The sequence below is a fragment of the Legionellales bacterium genome (assembly GCA_026125385.1).
Taxonomy (GTDB): Bacteria; Pseudomonadota; Gammaproteobacteria; order JAHCLG01; family JAHCLG01; genus JAHCLG01.
This window is the reverse complement of sequence record JAHCLG010000013.1, coordinates 1-18,387: the sequence shown is the minus strand read 5'-3', so window position 1 is coordinate 18,387 and position 18,387 is coordinate 1. Positions and strand designations below refer to the sequence as shown.

Annotated in this window: 12 protein-coding genes; 9 read left to right on the top strand and 3 right to left on the bottom strand. The window is 39.1% G+C overall.

The window, feature by feature from the left end; all coding sequences use genetic code 11:
* The first annotated feature begins 368 nt into the window (after window positions 1-368).
* Window positions 369-1,349, top strand: coding sequence for an SDR family NAD(P)-dependent oxidoreductase (locus KIT27_06595; GenBank protein MCW5589318.1), 981 nt, complete (start codon window positions 369-371; stop codon window positions 1,347-1,349).
* Between the two features lie 4 nt (window positions 1,350-1,353).
* On the opposite strand, the gene KIT27_06590 is transcribed toward KIT27_06595, so the two are convergent.
* The gene (locus KIT27_06590; protein ID MCW5589317.1) at window positions 1,354-3,561 is read right to left on the bottom strand and encodes a hypothetical protein; all 2,208 of its coding nucleotides are present in this window, start codon (window positions 3,559-3,561) and stop codon (window positions 1,354-1,356) included.
* A gap of 196 nt (window positions 3,562-3,757) precedes the next feature.
* Between KIT27_06590 and KIT27_06585 the strand changes: the two genes are divergently transcribed.
* The gene (locus KIT27_06585) at window positions 3,758-5,800 is read left to right on the top strand and encodes a M3 family metallopeptidase (protein ID MCW5589316.1); all 2,043 of its coding nucleotides are present in this window, start codon (window positions 3,758-3,760) and stop codon (window positions 5,798-5,800) included.
* A gap of 141 nt (window positions 5,801-5,941) precedes the next feature.
* On the opposite strand, the gene KIT27_06580 is transcribed toward KIT27_06585, so the two are convergent.
* On the bottom strand, window positions 5,942-6,673 hold the full coding sequence (locus KIT27_06580; protein ID MCW5589315.1) for an acetoacetate decarboxylase: 732 nt from the start codon (window positions 6,671-6,673) through the stop codon (window positions 5,942-5,944).
* 131 nt (window positions 6,674-6,804) lie between these two features.
* Between KIT27_06580 and KIT27_06575 the strand changes: the two genes are divergently transcribed.
* Together KIT27_06575 and KIT27_06570 are read left to right on the top strand one after the other, a co-directional pair.
* Window positions 6,805-7,983, top strand: coding sequence for a patatin-like phospholipase family protein (locus KIT27_06575; GenBank protein ID MCW5589314.1), 1,179 nt, complete (start codon window positions 6,805-6,807; stop codon window positions 7,981-7,983).
* A gap of 14 nt (window positions 7,984-7,997) precedes the next feature.
* The gene (locus KIT27_06570; GenBank protein ID MCW5589313.1) at window positions 7,998-8,783 is read left to right on the top strand and encodes a 3-hydroxybutyrate dehydrogenase; all 786 of its coding nucleotides are present in this window, start codon (window positions 7,998-8,000) and stop codon (window positions 8,781-8,783) included.
* An 81-nt stretch (window positions 8,784-8,864) separates the two neighbouring features.
* Here KIT27_06570 and hutU read toward each other — a convergent pair whose 3' ends face one another.
* Window positions 8,865-10,532 (bottom strand): urocanate hydratase, encoded by a 1,668-nt coding sequence (gene hutU, locus KIT27_06565; GenBank protein ID MCW5589312.1) that lies wholly within the window; start codon window positions 10,530-10,532, stop codon window positions 8,865-8,867.
* A 229-nt stretch (window positions 10,533-10,761) separates the two neighbouring features.
* On the opposite strand from hutU, the gene KIT27_06560 reads away from it, so the two are divergent.
* The 5 genes from KIT27_06560 to KIT27_06540 all read left to right on the top strand — a co-directional run bounded on the left by KIT27_06560 (window position 10,762) and on the right by KIT27_06540 (window position 18,387).
* Entirely contained in the window at window positions 10,762-11,868 is a 1,107-nt protein-coding gene (locus tag KIT27_06560) for a LysM peptidoglycan-binding domain-containing protein (protein MCW5589311.1), read from the top strand.
* Window positions 11,869-11,881: 13 nt separating this feature from the next.
* Entirely contained in the window at window positions 11,882-12,982 is a 1,101-nt protein-coding gene (dprA, locus tag KIT27_06555; protein ID MCW5589310.1) for a DNA-processing protein DprA, read from the top strand.
* Window positions 12,983-13,094: 112 nt separating this feature from the next.
* Window positions 13,095-13,577: a DUF494 domain-containing protein gene (locus KIT27_06550; protein ID MCW5589309.1), complete on the top strand. Its 483-nt coding sequence runs from the start codon at window positions 13,095-13,097 to the stop codon at window positions 13,575-13,577.
* A gap of 3 nt (window positions 13,578-13,580) precedes the next feature.
* Entirely contained in the window at window positions 13,581-15,866 is a 2,286-nt protein-coding gene (gene topA, locus KIT27_06545) for a type I DNA topoisomerase (GenBank protein ID MCW5589308.1), read from the top strand.
* A gap of 238 nt (window positions 15,867-16,104) precedes the next feature.
* Window positions 16,105-18,387, top strand: coding sequence for a hypothetical protein (locus KIT27_06540; protein ID MCW5589307.1), 2,283 nt, complete (start codon window positions 16,105-16,107; stop codon window positions 18,385-18,387).

Genomic DNA, 18,387 nt, shown 5'->3' with positions numbered 1-18,387 from the left:
TGCTGCTTAGCTTATAAAGATCGTTGAAGTAACATTCACTTTGGCTAAAGTGACTGCGAAGAGAACCAGGGGAATACTTATTTTTAAAATGATCGATCTCACGCTTGACTAGAATGCAATTAGATAACCCAACCGTTTATTTTTATTCCCTCACGACCCTTATGAGCACAGACTCTCAACTTATGTCACACCATAAACTGTTTTTCAGTTATTCCGAGGTTGGTGTAGACTACGCCTTTTTATTCAGAAGAAATTCAAACTTATTTCGAAGAACACTCAACAGAATTTAAATCCACGGCGAATGCATTCGAGTAACAGAGACAAATAACCAATTCGCCGATTTTAAAGTTAATTTTGGAGATTGTGCTATGACAAAAAAAATATTAGTTACCGGCGCTACGGGTTTGGTTGGGTATCATATTACGCAAGCTTTATTAAGACGTCATTTACCCGTTAAGCTTCTCGTGCGTGAGCCTAAGCGGGCGGAATATCTGGCGCAATTAGGCTGTGAGATTGTCATGGGAGATGTCACCGATCGCACTTCCATTCAAGCTGCATTGCAGGATTGTGACACCGTGTATCACGCAGCAGGAATTCCTGAACAATGGCTTAAAAATGAAAATCAATTTTTTACGGTGAATGTGGATGGCACCATTAATATGGTCGAAGCCAGTTTACGCGCTGCCATTCAGCGATTTATTTATACCAGCACGATTGACGTCTTTAAAGCCAATGTCCACAGCGTATTTGATGAAACAGCACTCGCTGAAGAAGATAAACATACGGCTTATGAACGCTCTAAACAACAAGCTGATCGCTATGTAGAAGAAGCCCTGCAATGCGATTTGCCCGCCATATTTTTGCATCCAGCAGCAGTCTATGGCGCAGGGCCGAGCCGCTCACTGGGTGTGAATGGATTTTTACAACGATTAATCGATGGTAAAATTCCATTTTTATTACCGGGAGGCATGCCCGTAGTATTGGCGCATGATGTCGGTGAAGGTCATGTGTTAGCAGGACTTCATGGAAAAATTGGCGAGCGTTATATTTTAAGTGAATCGTATCAAACGATTGTAGCGATAGCACAACAGGCCTTAACTCACATTGAACGTAAACGCCTACCACCCGTTGCTCCTTTAACATTGGTGCAAGCATTTGCCTGGCTTAACGAAAAATGGGCGCATCTCACCGGAATGCCACCCCTTATTGCCCAAGGCCAACTCCATTTTTTACAATGGCAAGCTATCCCAAACAGTGAAAAAGCTCAGCAGGAATTAAATTGGCAACCTTGTGATTTTCAACAGGGTTTAGTGCAAACGATTCAGGCTTTGTTGCAAACACAAAAATAGTTTACTATTTTTTAATTCCTGGCGAACTCTGTATCGTTGCAGAAATTGTGGGTTTAAACCATTGATCATAATGTTTTCGAATATCATGAATAATTTGTTTCGGCATTTTCGATTGATAATTATTATGTTGAAGCCAGCATGAGATCATCGCAGCCTCACGTGAAACGAGCTGATTAATATCGCTATCATCATTTTTTTTATATCCTTGAATGCCCATATAAACATACTTTCTGGGTAGTAGCTGATTATATTCAGCTTCTAAAATTCGTGCGATACGAGTAATACCTGGCGGTGCCATCGGCATTAAAAACTGATCTCCCGTTAATACTGCTTGCCAAGTTAATTGACCGGCTATAATTAAATCTAACATCATTTGATTGATGATATGCAACCCTGGATTACGAGTAGGTTCACAACCTAAAAGAAGATACGTGAGATTACTTAAACATGTTTTAATATTTTCAGATAGTAAATTATTCTCAAGCTGATCCCATGCTTGCGGTTTTTTGCCATTAAAAATATCACGAATATGTCTGGCAATGATAACATCGTCGCCAGAATAACTTTTCTTAAGCATCTCAATCAATACACAGATCTCTTTATATTTTCCTAAATTGATAACCATATCAGTCTGACCAAATAACTGAGTTGATTGGTTATAAGATATTTCATGTCTTTCTTGCGTAGTGCAATTTGGAAAGAATTGCCAATTAATTGTTGATACTTGGTTAGAAATTTTAAAACTTTTCAAATTTTCAACACCATTACCAACATTGCGTACAAATGAGCGTTGGGCAAGCCGTTTATTTGCTAAAAATTCATAGGCGCTATTACTGAGCATTTTTGTATTGATATAATCTATTTTTTGTCGATCGAACGAAAATGGCGTGCTCTGAATTTCTTGTTGAATAGCCGCAATGATTATTCTGATTTCACGATTATTTTTATCAGGGAATATTCTTTTTATTGCTTTTTCTAGATCGTGACAATGAATAATATTCAGGTTTTTTAGAGTATTCTGTAGAAACGTTTCATTATTTTTACGAAAATTCAACCTGCGTAATTTTTGCAAATAATAATTAAAGAGATTCAGAATAACTAAAGTAACAGGAGCCACATTTTCAACTGCTTTTGACTCGTCAAGTTTATTAATTACTTTCAGCACTATACTAGTAAAATGATCCTTTATCTTGCTTGAAAAATTATTCTTAAGTTGACTTTTTTTGAGTAAACGATACGGCTCATCCACTTCTTTAGAATAGTATATTTCTCGGCCTAGATAGTGGGCAATAAAAGAAAGCTTTTTAGGTAAATCATAGCCTGCTGTTTTTAGAATTTCATCAACATTGAGCCCATAATGCATTTCTCGCATATCTTCAGCAAATTCTTCATCCGATGAATCATCGCCATTTTCATCTAAGGCTGCGCTGAAGGTAGAGAATGGTTCTGTAACTGAGGTGATTTTAGGCAGATTGTCTATCTCTGCAATTTCATCTTCATCTAGTTGTGTGTTTTCTAACTCAGAAATCATTTCACTAATTTCATCAGTAAATTGATCAGCTTTTTCATATATTTCTGTATCATCTTGTTCGTTTTCTGAATTATCAGCATCAGAGTATGAGTAATTATCACTATAATCGTTATCAGTGTCACTATTTTCGGGTTCCGAAGTATCATACTCGGAATCAATCTCACTGCGAGTATCACTCACATCTACCACAAATTCTTTTACACCATCATAAGACTCGTTAAGTTTATCGATAATCTCTTCATGATCACTATCAGACATATTGGCTAGTAATTGACGTGCTTGCCCAAGATATTCGAGTGCGCTAGAAAAATCACATTCAAAGTTTTCAACGGCTTTAGATGCATTGCTCAACTCGTCGATGACTTCATTAATTTCGGCGTGATGAGTGTTAATAATTTCGGTAATAGCTTCCTCAATCATGTCTTGAAAATCATCAACTTTATCGAGAGCAGATGTCGTAAATTCTTCGATACTAAGGTTTTTAAATGTTAGATTTAATTGCTTGATATCTTGTCTAATTGCATCGTAATCATCGTCGTTTAATAAAAAATTTTGTGCTGAATTTAAGTGTTTTGATATTTTTTTCATAGTCTCAAGAGTATTTCTCAGCTTATTATCTTTTGGATTTAAATGCACTTTTATAGTAATCAGTTGCTTAAGAACATTTTTGAGAATCGCCATACCCGATACCTTATTATCTATTTCACAGAAGGGCAATTATACCTTTTTATAACGAAAATGCAGTATAAAAATACTGACAGGAAATTTACCCTACGGCAAGCTAGACGTTGGGATACTATTTATCCAAGAAAAATTGCCTTTGACCTAAGAATTTGATTATCCTTAAGCTTTGACCGTTTAACGATTGAGGCAGGCTATGACTAACCCTTTATTACGTAATGATACCTTACCGGCTTTTAAAGAAATTGATCCACAGCATGTGGAAGTGGCGTTGGATACGATTTTGGAAAATAATCGTCAAGCCATCCAACAACTCTTAAACCAGTCGACATTCAATTGGGAAAATACTATTCATCGTCTCGAAATGCTCGATACACGATTAAACGATATGTTTTCACCTGTTGCTCATTTAAATTCGGTACTTAATAGCGAAGCATTAAATGAAGTTTATAGTCAATGTCTACCAAAAATTTCGGCCTACATGACCGAAGTTGGTCAAAATGAAGCATTATTTAAAGCCATAAAAAACGTCAATGAAGATCCTAATTTAAATGCCGATCAAAAAAAGTTATTAAGTGATAGTATAAAAAATTTTCATTTAGCGGGAGTCGATCTAGCACCAGAAGCAAAACAACAATTTGCCGAAATTTCACAAAAATTATCAACGCTGGCTAATGAATTTGAACAAAATATTTTAAAATGTAGCGATGCCTGGTCGTTTTACACCGAAGATCCTAAAAAAATTGCAGGACTTCCTCCACATATCCAAGCGCTGACAGAGGAAGAAGCTAAACAGCAAAATCTTACTGGCTGGTTACTAAAATTAGAAATTCCAATCTATTTTGCCGTGATGACTTACGCAGACGATCGTGAGTTACGTCAATTATTTTATACCGCTTATAATACTCGCGCCTCCGATCAAGGTATGCACGATAAAAAATACAATAACGATAAAATCATGTTCGAAATTTTATCGTTAAAATTGCAATTAGCTCAGTTACTAGGATTTAAAAATTACGCGGAACGCTCACTTGCCACGAAAATGGTAAAAAAACCGCAAGAAGTCTTGGATTTTTTAAATTCACTCGCTCAGCAAGCCAAACCGACAGCACATGCAGAATATGCAGAACTACAAGAATTTGCTCGCAAACAATTCGCTCACACCGAATTATTAGCATGGGATGTTGCCTATTACGCGGAAAAATTACGCCAACAGCGCTATGATATTTCTCAAGAAGACTTACGACCTTACTTTCCTGAAGATCGGGTTTTAAATGGCATGTTTACCATTATCCACCAAATTTTTGGCATGACCGTTACTGAAAATAAACAGGTTGAAACTTGGCATCAACAAGTTAAATTTTATGATATCGTTGACGAAAGCGGTGAAAAACGCGGAAGTTTTTATTTAGATCTATATGCCCGTGCCCACAAACGAGGTGGTGCGTGGATGGATGACTGTCGCACCCGTCATCTGGATGAACATCATCAATTACATCATCCTGTGGCATTTTTAACGTGTAATTTTAGCGCGCCGGTTGGCAATCAACCTGCTTTATTCACTCACGATGAAGTGACCACCTTATTTCACGAGTTTGGCCACACCTTGCATCATCTCTTAACCCAAGTTAATTATGCGGATATTGCAGGAATTAATGGTGTGCCTTGGGATGCGGTGGAATTTCCCAGTCAATTTATGGAAAACTTTTGTTGGCAACGTGAAACTTTGGATTTAATCAGCGGCCATTTTCAAACCCAAGAAAAAATTCCTGATAATTTGCATCAAAAAATGTTAAATGCAAAAAATTTCCAAGCAGCGATGAAATTAGTGAGACAATTAGAATTTGGTCTATTTGATTTTCGTTTACATATGGAATTTAATCCTAATACTCCGCAGCAAATTCAAACGATTTTAAATGAAGTACGCAAACAAATTGCCGTGGTGCAAGCGCCGGACTTTAATCGTTTTCAAAATAGTTTTTCACATATTTTTGCCGGTGGCTATGCGGCTGGCTATTACAGTTATTTATGGGCCGAAGTAATGGCTGAAGATGGATTTGCTAAATTCATTGAAGAGGGTGTATTAAATCCGCAGACAGGACGTGAGTTTCTCCACTGTATTTTAGAGCGCGGTGGTGCGGAATCTCCCGAAGCGTTATTTATGCGTTTCCGTGGACGCAAACCCGAAATTTCTGCCCTGTTAAAAGCTTATAACATTCAACCTGCTGATCAAAACTAAAATAGTCGAGCAGCATACTCAAAGCGCTTGGATTATAAGTAAGGCACCGAGTTAAAGCTACGAAAAAGAGTATACTGAATACACCTCTCCGCTGCTTTAACTCGCTGACTAAGCCTAAAATTTGAGCGTTAATTGTATATCTTAACTTTCGAGCAAATAATCTTTTTCTACCGTTCCATAAGGTAACGTTAAATCGGTTAGCAAGTGCACGGCTGAAATAATTTCTTTTACTTCAAAATAGCTAATATTCGCTAAGGCATGCGGATGTAATTCTAAAGAACAAGGCCCAGTCCACGCTCCTTTTACCTGAATATCTTCTAAAGAATATTTAATCAATTGACAAATTTGTGGTTTACCCGTGACATCTGGAATGGTTTTAATTAAAAAATTAGGCTTTTGCAAACTGTGTAAAATAGGAGTCGTGTCTAGTGTTTTGTATTTATAACCCATGGTCGCTGTAGCAATGCGCACACGACCATAATCTAATGTACCCACCAAGGTATCGTGCTCCACCTCTAAAATGGGTTTAGCTAATTTTTTAGGGAATCCCCAAATTTCTCGCCCACCCGCAATCGGCGCGTAACAATCTAAAAACATAGAAATGGTAAAATTAGCGGGTTTTCCTTGATATTCAACAGGGATCACTTGACCTGATTCCGTGTAATCTCCAAATCCCGTCGAATCTGGCATACGAATAAATTCGAAATTAATAATATCATCGGTTACTTTTAACGGTTCGGGAACAAATTCTTCTAATTTTTTACGATCGGTTCGATAACTAATAATAAAAAATTCCCGATTAATAAAACGATAAGGGCCTGCCGGATAACTCTTGTTAAATCGATCCACGGGCATTTGAAAATAACTATCCATACACGATTCCTTAACAATTAATTTTACAGAAGTTTCGCACAAGTACGTAACTTCTGTAAAATTAAATTATAGGAATTTTATTAAAAGCGCGCTACGATTATAAATCTTGCCAGTGTATCAAAAGGATTGACATGTTACAGCACGAGATCTGCAAAGAAGTGGCTAAACACAACCCACAACATAAAGATGGTTATGATCATCTAGTCTATGTATTGCAAGGCGGAGGGGCATTGGGCGCATTTCAATTTGGCGCTTATCAAGCATTATATCAAGCCAACTATCGACCCACGTGGATCTGCGGAATTTCCATTGGTGCTATCAATGCGGCAATTATTGCGGGCAATCCCCCTGAAAATCGCGTTGCTAAGCTCGCAGCATTTTGGAAAAATGTCGCCATCGACACCGGACTATGGTCGTTATTTAATACTGTTAATCAGGCCAAAATCCATGGTTCCATGAGTGCTCAGCTTGCGTTGCTTTATGGTATCCCCAATTTTTGCAAACCGAATTTTATTAATCCTTGGTTTATTCACAATGCACCGCCTGATCAAATTAGTTTTTATGATACCAGTGAACTCAGAAAATCGATTGAAGAGCTCGTCGATTTTAATTATTTAAACCAACATCATGTGCGCTTAAGTTTGGGTGCTGTTAATGTGAGTGAAGGAGCCATTGTTTATTTCGATAACACAAAACAAACTCTAACCGTCGATCATATCTTAGCAAGTTGCGCATTACCGCCGGCTTTTCCTGCGGTAAAAATTGGCGATGATTATTATTGGGATGGCGGTGTCTACGCTAATTCTCCTTTATGTGTCGTGCTACCGGAATTAGGCGATGAAAGTACGCTGTGTATACTGATTGATAATTTTTCTGCAAAAGGCGTTTTACCCCATAGTTTAGACGGTATTTTAGAACGAGAAAAAGATATTCATTATTCTAGCCGCTCCAAACGACAAACCCAATTGCATATGACGCAATATAATTTACGCAAAGCCATTTCAGAATTAGGAAAATTATTAACGAAAGAACAATTAAAATCAGAACAAGTGCAAAATATTTTAAATTTAGGTTTCGTCGGTCACTTGCATATCGCTCATATTATTTATCATTCGCCCACCGGGAAAGAATTGCATAGCAAAGATTATGAATTTTCTACGACGTCGATTCAACGGCGAATTGAAGATGGTTTTCAACATGCTTGTCGTCTATTGCAAGCAGGAAGAACCAAGTGGCTTGAGCAAATTCAAAGTAACGAACGAATTATTTTCACCCAGGAAGAAGACGAATTAATTTTAACCACACTTTAACCACGAGGTAAATTATGAATAAATTAGCAGGTAAAGTCGCATTAATTACGGGAGCCGCCAGCGGAATTGGTAAGGCAATGGCAGAAAAATTTGCCGAGAATGGTGCCAATGTTGTTATCGCTGATATTGATTTAACTCATTCACAAGCCACAGCCACTGAGATTACTCAACGTTTCGATAAAGAAGCATTAGGTGTCAAAATGGATGTGACTTCATACGATGAAGTTAATGCCGGTGTAAATGCGGCAGTAGAAAAATTTGGAAAAATCGATTGCTTAATCAGCAATGCCGGTATCCAAATTATTTCATCGATTTTTGATTTTAAATTTGCCGATTGGAAAAAATTATTAAGCATTCATTTAGATGGCGGATTTTTAACAGCGCAAGCTTGCATGAATAGCATGCGCAAAACCGGTGGTGGTTCGATTATTTTTACGGGATCAGTGCATTCCGTAGAAGCCTCCAAAGAAAAATGCGCCTATGTTACCGCTAAACATGGATTAATGGGTTTAACACGAGCTATTGCTAAAGAAGGTGCGCCTTATAATATTCGTGCCAATTTAATTGCCCCAGGGTTTGTAAAAACGCCTTTGGTGGAAAAGCAAATTCCAGAACAAGCGCGTACTTTGCATATTTCTGAAGAAGACGTCATCAAAAAAGTGATGTTAGGGAATACCGTAGATGGCGAATTTACCACGGTGGATGATGTCGCCGAAACGGCATTATTTTTGGCAGGCTTTGAAACCAATGCCTTAACCGGTCAATCGCTTATTGTGTCGCATGGTTGGCATATGCAATAACGCAAATTATTCGCTGCTTATTTTATAATTCGCTTTGCCGCTATTTTCGCGAAATAATTGGTAACTATATTGCTTAAGCAATTACTCCAGCATCGGTAAATCAAGCTGTTGTTGGCGCGCACAGTCTTTGGCAATCTCATAACCCGCATCCGCATGGCGCATGACCCCCGTTGCTGGATCATTAAACAGCACACGTTCGATACGATCAGCCGCTTTTGCACTACCATCACACACAATCACCATGCCTGAATGTTGAGAATATCCCATGCCAACGCCGCCCCCATGATGAAGGCTGACCCACGTCGCGCCACTGGCGATAGTTAACATCGCATTTAATAACGGCCAATCGGAAACAGCATCCGAACCATCTAACATATTTTCCGTTTCGCGATTAGGACTAGCGACCGATCCTGAATCCAAATGATCGCGTCCAATTACAATCGGTGCACTTAATTCACCGTTTGCCACCATCTCATTAAAGGCTAAACCTAAACGCTGACGATCGCCCAAACCTACCCAACAGATCCGTGCCGGCAATCCTTGAAATTGAATTTTTTGAGCGGCCATATCTAACCAATGATGTAAATGCGGATCGTTAGGAATTAATTCTTTGACTTTTCGATCAGTTTTATAAATATCCTCTGGATCGCCCGATAACGCTACCCAGCGAAAAGGTCCAATACCACGACAAAATAACGGACGAATATACGCCGGCACAAAACCTGGAAAATCAAAGGCATTTTTCACCCCAACTTCTAAGGCCATTTGTCGTATATTATTACCGTAATCAAATACTGGAATGCCTTGCTCTTGAAAATTTAACATCGCCTGCACTTGCACAGCCATCGATTCTTTCGCTTGTTTAATCACTTTGTGTGGATCGCTTTGGCGTAAATGTTGGGCTTGTTCTAATGACCATCCACGCGGCAAATAACCGTTTAAGGGATCATGCGCACTGGTTTGATCGGTGACCATGTCGGGTTTAATGCCGCGGCGAATTAATTCTGGATAAATTTCTGCAGCATTCCCTAACAGTGCCACTGAAATTGCTTGCCCTTTGGCACAAGCTTGGTTAATTCGCGCCAGTGCTTCGTCTAATTGCGTGGTTTTAATATCGACATAGCGCGTCTCTAAACGCTTTTGAATTCGTGCGGGATCACACTCTACCGCTAAAATACTGGCTCCGGCCAGGGTTGCTGCTAAAGGTTGCGCGCCCCCCATGCCGCCTAATCCGGCAGTTAAAATCCATTTGCCTTGTAAATTACCCTGATAATGCTGGCGCGCGGCTTCGACAAAGGTTTCGTAGGTTCCTTGGATGATGCCTTGGCTGCCAATATAAATCCACGAACCCGCCGTCATTTGCCCAAACATCATTAAACCTTTTCGATCTAATTCATGAAAATGATCCCAGGTGGCCCAATGTGGCACTAAATTAGAATTTGCAATTAACACTCGCGGCGCATCTTCATGGGTTTTAAATACCCCCACCGGTTTGCCTGATTGAATTAATAAGGTTTCATCGTCATTTAAACGAGTTAACGTTTCGACGATTTTATCGAAGCATGCCCAATTGCGCGCTGCTCGCCCAAGTCCACCATAGACAATTAACTCTTCAGGTTTTTCCGCCACACTCGGGTCAAGATTATTCATTAACATTCGGAGTGGTGCTTCGGTGAGCCAACTTTTTGCCGTTAAGCGTGTTCCAGTGGGCGCATGAATTTGACGATGATGATCCGTGGTAGTAGCCATCGATAAAACCTCAATTTAAATTTTCACTTTGCCTGCGAACGGTTTCGCAGAAGCAACATCCTAGCGGGTTAAATACCGTTGCACTGCGCTCACGATATTTCTTTGCATGCTATTACACATCGGACGTTCTGACAAATAGAATGCATCATACCAACTTTCTCTAGATGACAACTCACCAAAAATTTCGCTACACTTGATGACTTATACTTTAGCACTAAGGATGGGTATCATGAAATTGCGAGTGTTACTACTAAACATCGTCTTATTATTGCCAATATGGGGTTATGCAAACGTTGAATTACGCCAAGGACATCCCAATCATTACACCGTTAAACCTGGGGATACCTTATGGTCGATCTCCTCGAAATTTTTAAAATATCCCTGGCAATGGCCGTTAATTTGGCAAAATAACCCACAAATTACTTATCCCACCGAATTATATCCAGGCGATGTCTTAGAGTTGCATCTCCAAAATGGCAAACCGTTAATGAGTTTGGTAAGCACTAAAGGCACCATTAAACTCACGCCCCAGACCCGCGTGATGCCGCTCGAACATCCCATCCCAACCATTCCCGTTGAAGATATTTTATCGTTTTTATCGAAAAGTCGCGTCATGTCCAAACGCGAATTACTGAAAGCACCTTATATTATTTCATTTGTGGGTGAACATGTGGCAGGCGGTGCCAATAGTGAAATTTATGTGCGTTCAATCCCTTCTCAACGCACCAAAATGTTCACTATTTATCGGCCAGGGAAAGAATATAAAAATTTGAAAACCAAAACTCCCTTGGGTTATGAAGCCAGTTACATTGCCCAAGCACAATTAGTGCGGGCAGGCGACATTGCCACATTAGTCATTAAACAATCTACCAGTGAAGCATTAGTTGGCGATCGCTTATTCCCTGCCGAAGAAAATGAATTTACCACCAATTTCATGCCTCATGCCCCCAATATTCCTATTAATGCCGATATCATTGCGGTATTGAGTGATGGTATAACCCAAATTGGGCAATGGAATTCTGTCGTGTTGGATCAAGGAAAATTGCAAGGCCTGCGCATTGGCGATGTGTTGGAAATTTATCGGCGCGGGCGCACCATTATGGATCCGGTAAATCAGCAGCGTCGAGACAAGCGCGTCACCTTACCGAATCAACTCGCAGGTCAAGCCATGGTTTATCGGGTATTCGATAATGTTAGTTATGCGTTAATTCTTAATGCTCATATTGCGATCCATCTTGGAGATAAAGCGACCAACCCAGATGAAGGACAACAGAATTCTCCGCAATTAACGAATAATGATCATCACACCCTTAAACACGGTGTTTATATTAAATAATATTGAGGAAACTATGGAAAATAACCGGCTATCCCTCGATTATTGGTTAGCGCTACATCACATTCCTGGCTGTGGCATTGCTACGGTCAAAAAATTATTGGCTGCTGTTGATAACAACGTCGAACAAATTTTTACTCTGCGCGATCCAGAGTTAACCGCACTAGGTATTCCCATTTCAATCCGTGCCCAAATTCAACGCCCCGATTGGCAGAAAGTCGATGAAGCATTAAATTGGGCACGAGAAACACACAGTCATCTTGTGGCATTTGCCGATCCCAATTATCCTCCTTTACTCAAACAAATTAATGCGGCACCCTTAATTTTATATGCGCAAGGTTTAGTGGAATGCCTAACCAAACCGCAACTCGCGATTGTGGGCAGCCGCCAACCCAGTCAGCACGGGATTTCCATTGCCCATAATTTTGCAAAACAGTTAAGCCAACAAGGTTTAATCATCACCAGCGGATTGGCAGCGGGGATTGATACCGCTAGTCATTTTGGAGCCATTAATCATCACTACCCCACGATTGCCGTCATGGGCACCGGCTTAAATCATATTTTTCCAGAAAAAAATCGTAATCTCGCAGCGAAAATTCGTGAACAAGGAGTGCTCATCAGTGAATTCACTCCACAAACACCACCACGTGCCGAAAACTTTCCGCGCCGTAATCGCATTATTAGTGGCATGTGTGTCGGCGTGTTGGTCGTAGAAGCAGCATTGCGTAGCGGCTCGCTTATCACCGCGCGTTATGCCAACGAACAGGGTCGTGAAGTCTTTGCCGTTCCTGGTTCGATTAATAATCCATTAAGCCAAGGCTGCCATGAATTAATTCGTCAAGGTGCTAAATTGGTTAGTAACATCAACGATATATTAGTTGAACTCGGTATGTTATTACAAACCACGCTCACTATTGAGGACGAAAAATTGATCACTGTGCAAGACCCCCAACAACAAAAAATTTTGGATTTATTACACTATGAAAGCCTAAGCGTTGATCACATCGTCGCGCACAGCGGCCTTGAAAGTGATAATGTTGTAAGAATACTACAATCGCTGGAATTAGACGGATTGATTCAATCCAACCCCCACGGTTACGAGCGCATTCTTCGCTAAATCTTGGTGTCAATGGCGTTTCGTAATTAGGGGTAGCTTTCTCTGCGTAAGTGGAGTAATTTATTAGCCAATCAATTTAAACGTATTTAGCAGTCGACAACTTAGGTAGCACATGAAAGAAAGCATGTTAGATGTGTTAATGTATTTATTTGAAAATTACATGAGCAATAATTGCGAAGTTCATCGCGATCACGATGAATTGATCCAAGAATTAGAAGCGGAAGGTTTTAATTTAACGGAGATCCATAAAGCCTTTCATTGGTTGGAGGATTTGTCTGAGCTACAAAATAAAAGCGAAGCGTGGACAAAATCGTCTTATCGCCCAGCCCTACGGATTTTTTCATTCGATGAAACCGATAAATTAGGTGTAGAAGGAACGGGATTTATTTTATTTCTGGAGCAAATTGGCGTACTCAATTCCGCGACGCGAGAATTAGTGATTGACCGCGCGATGGCTTTGGATGGTGATGAAATTGATCTCGCACGTTTAAAATGGGTAATATTAATGGTTCTGTTTAATTTCCCAGGCCAAGAAGCGGAACTGGCATGGATGGAAGACTATGTTTTAGATAACCGAAAAAATGGACTGCATTAACACATGAGTAAATCATTAGTGGTGGTGGAATCTCCCGCCAAAGCCAAAACCATTAAAAAATATTTAGGCAAAGACTTTGAAGTTTTGGCGTCTTACGGTCACGTTCGCGATTTATTACCCAAAGAAGGTGCGGTAGATACGGCACATGATTTCGCCATGAAATATCAAATCATCGATCGTAACAGTAAACATGTCGATGCCATTCGCAAAGCGATTAAAAATGTCGATAATCTCTATCTCGCTACCGACCCGGATCGTGAAGGAGAAGCCATTTCCTGGCACGTCTATGAATTACTCAATGAAAAAAAAGCCTTAAACGACAAAAATGTTAAGCGCGTAGTTTTTCACGAAATTACTAAATCCGCCATTCAACACGCTGTGGAACATCCCCGCGAAATTTCTATGGCTCTAGTCAACGCCCAACAAGCGCGGCGCGCGTTAGATTATTTAGTAGGATTTAATTTATCACCCTTGTTGTGGAAAAAAATTCGCCGTGGTTTATCCGCAGGGCGTGTGCAAAGTCCGGCATTACGTTTAATTGTGGAACGTGAAAAAGAAATAGAACAATTTAAATCTGAAGAATATTGGACACTCCAAGCCGCCGTCGATAAAGATCAGGCCGAATTTTTAGCTAAATTAAATTTATACGAACATAAAAAAATCGAACAATTTAGCATAACGAATACTGAACAAGCCCATCAAATTAAACAGCAGATTGAACAATTAGCCAAAGGCCAATTAACCGTTACCAATGTAGAAAAAAAACAACGCAAACGTAATCCAGCCGCACCCTTTATTACGTCGACATTACAACAAGAAGGGGTGCGTAAATTAGGATTTTCCGCGAAACGCACGATGATGATGGCTCAACAGTTATATGAAGGAATTGACACCGGCGAAGGGTCCGTCGGTTTAATCACTTACATGCGCACAGATTCCACCGCCTTATCTGCTGAAGCCGTAGAAGAAATTCGCCATTATATTGAAAAAACCTATGGTAAAAATCATCTGCCGGATGAAGCGCGTATTTTTAAAACCAAATCTAAAAATGCGCAAGAAGCACATGAAGCCATTCGTCCAACGTCAATCGCGATTACCCCGGATTCAATCAAAGATAAATTAACCGTCGATCAATACAAAGTGTATAGTTTAATTTGGAAACGTGCACTGGCCTGCCAAATGATCCACGCCACAATTGATGCGGTAGCTATCGATCTGACGTGCGCGGAAGGCATTAATTTTCGAGCCAATGGTTCAACCATCGCAAATCCAGGATTTATTTTAGTTTACCAAGAAGATAAAGACGATAAACCCATCAGTGACGAGGAAGGAAAAATTCTTCCCCCGTTAGAAAAAGGCGATGTTGTTAAACTGCATGAAATTAAAGCCGAACAACATTTTACTGAACCACCGCCGCGATATAGTGAAGCCACCTTAGTCAAAGCCTTAGAAGAATTTGGTATTGGCAGACCCTCCACCTATGCATCAATTATTTCTACCTTGCAAGATCGTGAATATGCCATTTTAGATAATAAACGTTTTAAACCGACGGATGTCGGCGTGGTGGTTAATAAATTTTTAACCGAACATTTTACCAATTATGTTGATTATGACTTTACCGCGAAATTAGAAGATCAACTCGATGAAGTCTCGCGCGGTGAAAATGATTGGATACCCTTACTCAAACAATTTTGGTCGCCCTTTAAAAACCAAGTCGACTTTGTGGATGAAAATGTGCAACGCAAAGATGTCACCCAAGAAGCGCTTAATGAAAATTGTCCCAAATGCCAAAAACCATTAACATTGCGTTTAGGCAAGCGCGGACGTTTTGTGGGTTGCAGTGGTTATCCCGATTGCGATTATACCCGTAATATGGAAGGCGATGGTGAAACAAGTGAACCCGAAATTATTGCCGATCGTAAATGTCCGCAATGCACTTCCGATTTAGTGATCCGAGTTGGACGTTATGGAAAATTTATTGGTTGCAGCAATTATCCCAATTGTAAACACATGGAACCGTTGGAAAAACCGGCAAATACTGGCGTCACATGTCCCGAATGTCGTGAAGGCAATTTATTAAAACGTAAATCACGTCGAGGAAAAATTTTTTATTCCTGTGAACGTTACCCTAAATGCGGTTATGCCATCTGGAATGAACCCATCCAAGAAACCTGTCCTAATTGTGCCTGGCCAATTTTAACCATTAAAATCACGAAAAAAAATGGCACCGAAAAAGTCTGCCCCCAACAAGAATGCAAATTCAGCGAAGCAATGGATTCCACACCGTAGCGTAAACGTAGCCTGGAACAGAGCGCAGACGTAGCCTGGAACAGAGCGCAGACGTAGCCTGGAACGGAGCGCAGCGGAGATCCAGGATCGAAGTTTTAAAATTTCACCGATCCTGGATCTCCGCTGCGCTTCGTTCCAGACTACACCAAACAACATTAAAATTTTTTTCAATTTTGTAATAATTGGTTAAGAATTATTCTATAGACTGAAAATTAACACTACTCATCGATAAGCAAGAATGCCGAAAGCTGTAGCGAAATATGTAGTCAGTGATATCGACAGAACTTTAGTTCTCTCTTCTTCATCTGAAGAACATGCCTTATCGAAACCCTTAATAAAACGCATCTCCCAATCTCACGTTATTGCTTTTCTACTTTGCACGCACAGAATGGTAAAAAGTTCACTGCTTCCCGATTCAGCTTATAATAATTTAAGTTTTTTCACTCATATAACCCGTTGCCAAAATAGCAACACTAAAAAACCATGGAAAGAAAAGCAAACCATCGCTCATATTAAACGTAATGCGGAAGCATTAACAGGAAAGGCCTGTTTGGCGGTTTCTACTCCTGAAGATCTATTAAGTTCTTGCGGAAAAAATTTTCATTTTCTTGAAAACTTAGAATTAAATTTTATTTATTCTGACAGCGGCTATCCGTATGTGGAAATAACAGATTATTTACATCACGATGACAATGAGCCTTATCTATTAGAAAGAAATGGTGCAAAAATTTCATTAGCTGTGATTAAGCGACATATAGATCGCTTTTTAACACAAGAAAATCAGCTATACATGCGTCTTGAAAATGCAATTTTTCTTGGCCATATTCCGAATATTGAATCCATGGTATCTCGATTAGAATGCAACTATCAATTACCGTCTACAATTCATCCTCATACTGTACCATTAGAACACTGTTTCTCAGCGCCCAGCATGAGTCGAGAAAATCCTTTGATGCAAGCTGGTAAAAATCAGCAATTTCTACAAATTGCCCAATACTTGTCAAATCGACATACTTCTGAAGAAATCATACTAATTGACATTTATGATGATAGTGAAGAAAGCGTTTTAAACTATCTTTACTTATTTGCCACGAATGAATTACCAAATAATGTAATCTTTCGCATTTATCAATATGATTATCACCACGATGCTAATCCATTTAAACCCAATAGATTATTATTTAACCCCGCATTCATTGACCAAGAAAAATTAGAGCTTTATGAAGCTTTATTTAAAGCAGAAATCGCGAATAACGAAGATGCTTATTATCTTGAGCAAGATCATCAAGGTCATTATATTAAACCCCTGTTGCGAGATGAATTAGATCATATTATTGGCATATCTCAACCGCAGGTCAGCCAAGTATTGATCGACCTAGCTTTTGAAATTAACCAAACATTAATACCGCTTAATTCGGAATATTTGAACTATACTGAAAACAAAAGCAAAGAGGAAAACCAAAACCATACTATAGTAGACGAATTATTTTATAGAAAATACAAGAAATTGTTAGAAATTACATTGACTGAAAAAGTCAAAACCATGATAAACCAATCCCTTCTTAGTACAGACTCTCCAGTATTAGATTTTATCATTAAGCTGCTTCCTCATACCCTACCTTTTCGCAAAGGAATCCTTGAACTTAGAGAATTATGGGAGAAAATAGAATTTAAAAATAACCATCTTTCCTATCAAGATATCATTACTCCAACTATGCAAAAAAAATTGATGGAAAAATATCAACAATTATTAACGGATTTAATTTATTTTCCTACTAATTTCAAAAAAATTGAAGAACAAATTAGTCATTTTAAAGAGATTATTCATAAAATTATTAACTGTCAAAAGCAATTGACACACCATTTGGGCGCAGTAGACTGGAGAGCTGTAACTCATAATAATAAATTCTTTACGGTCTTATATGGTTATAGTCAAAATACTATAAATCAACTCATTAATAATAATTCATTACCTCAACAATTTGATGATATTATTTTTTTGGGTGGGGAAATACTGAGAATTCAAAAATTTCTTAAAGCTGCTGACTACTTTTTTCTACCATTGCTTAACCGAGTAAAATTCACTATCGTCAATGTAATATTACACAATAGTCCTGTAAGCCATATTGAACTGCAAAAACTCTTAGTGAATCTGATTAAAAGATCTTTACACTGTGTGTGCAACTTTGTGGATCTCGATGTTAAGGTTAACATTACCGCACTCTCTCATCTCTGGATCAATAAACCGATAAGCTTGCGTGAATATATCAAAAAAATGATTGTATGGGATTATAGCAAAGCCGAGAAGTTGTTAACTGCGATTGATAATAAAGATCAAGCCGCTTTTGTGGAGGCATTGGAGCTCAGACGAAACTCTGCTTGTGGCATTCTCCCCACATTAGGAAAAGAAATTTATGCCAGAGTATTAAATCAAAATCAAAAACTTAAAGACCTCAGAGCTTCTCCATTAGCCGAACCTTTTATAAAAAATGATGAGATTGAACTTCAAATTAAAAAGTAA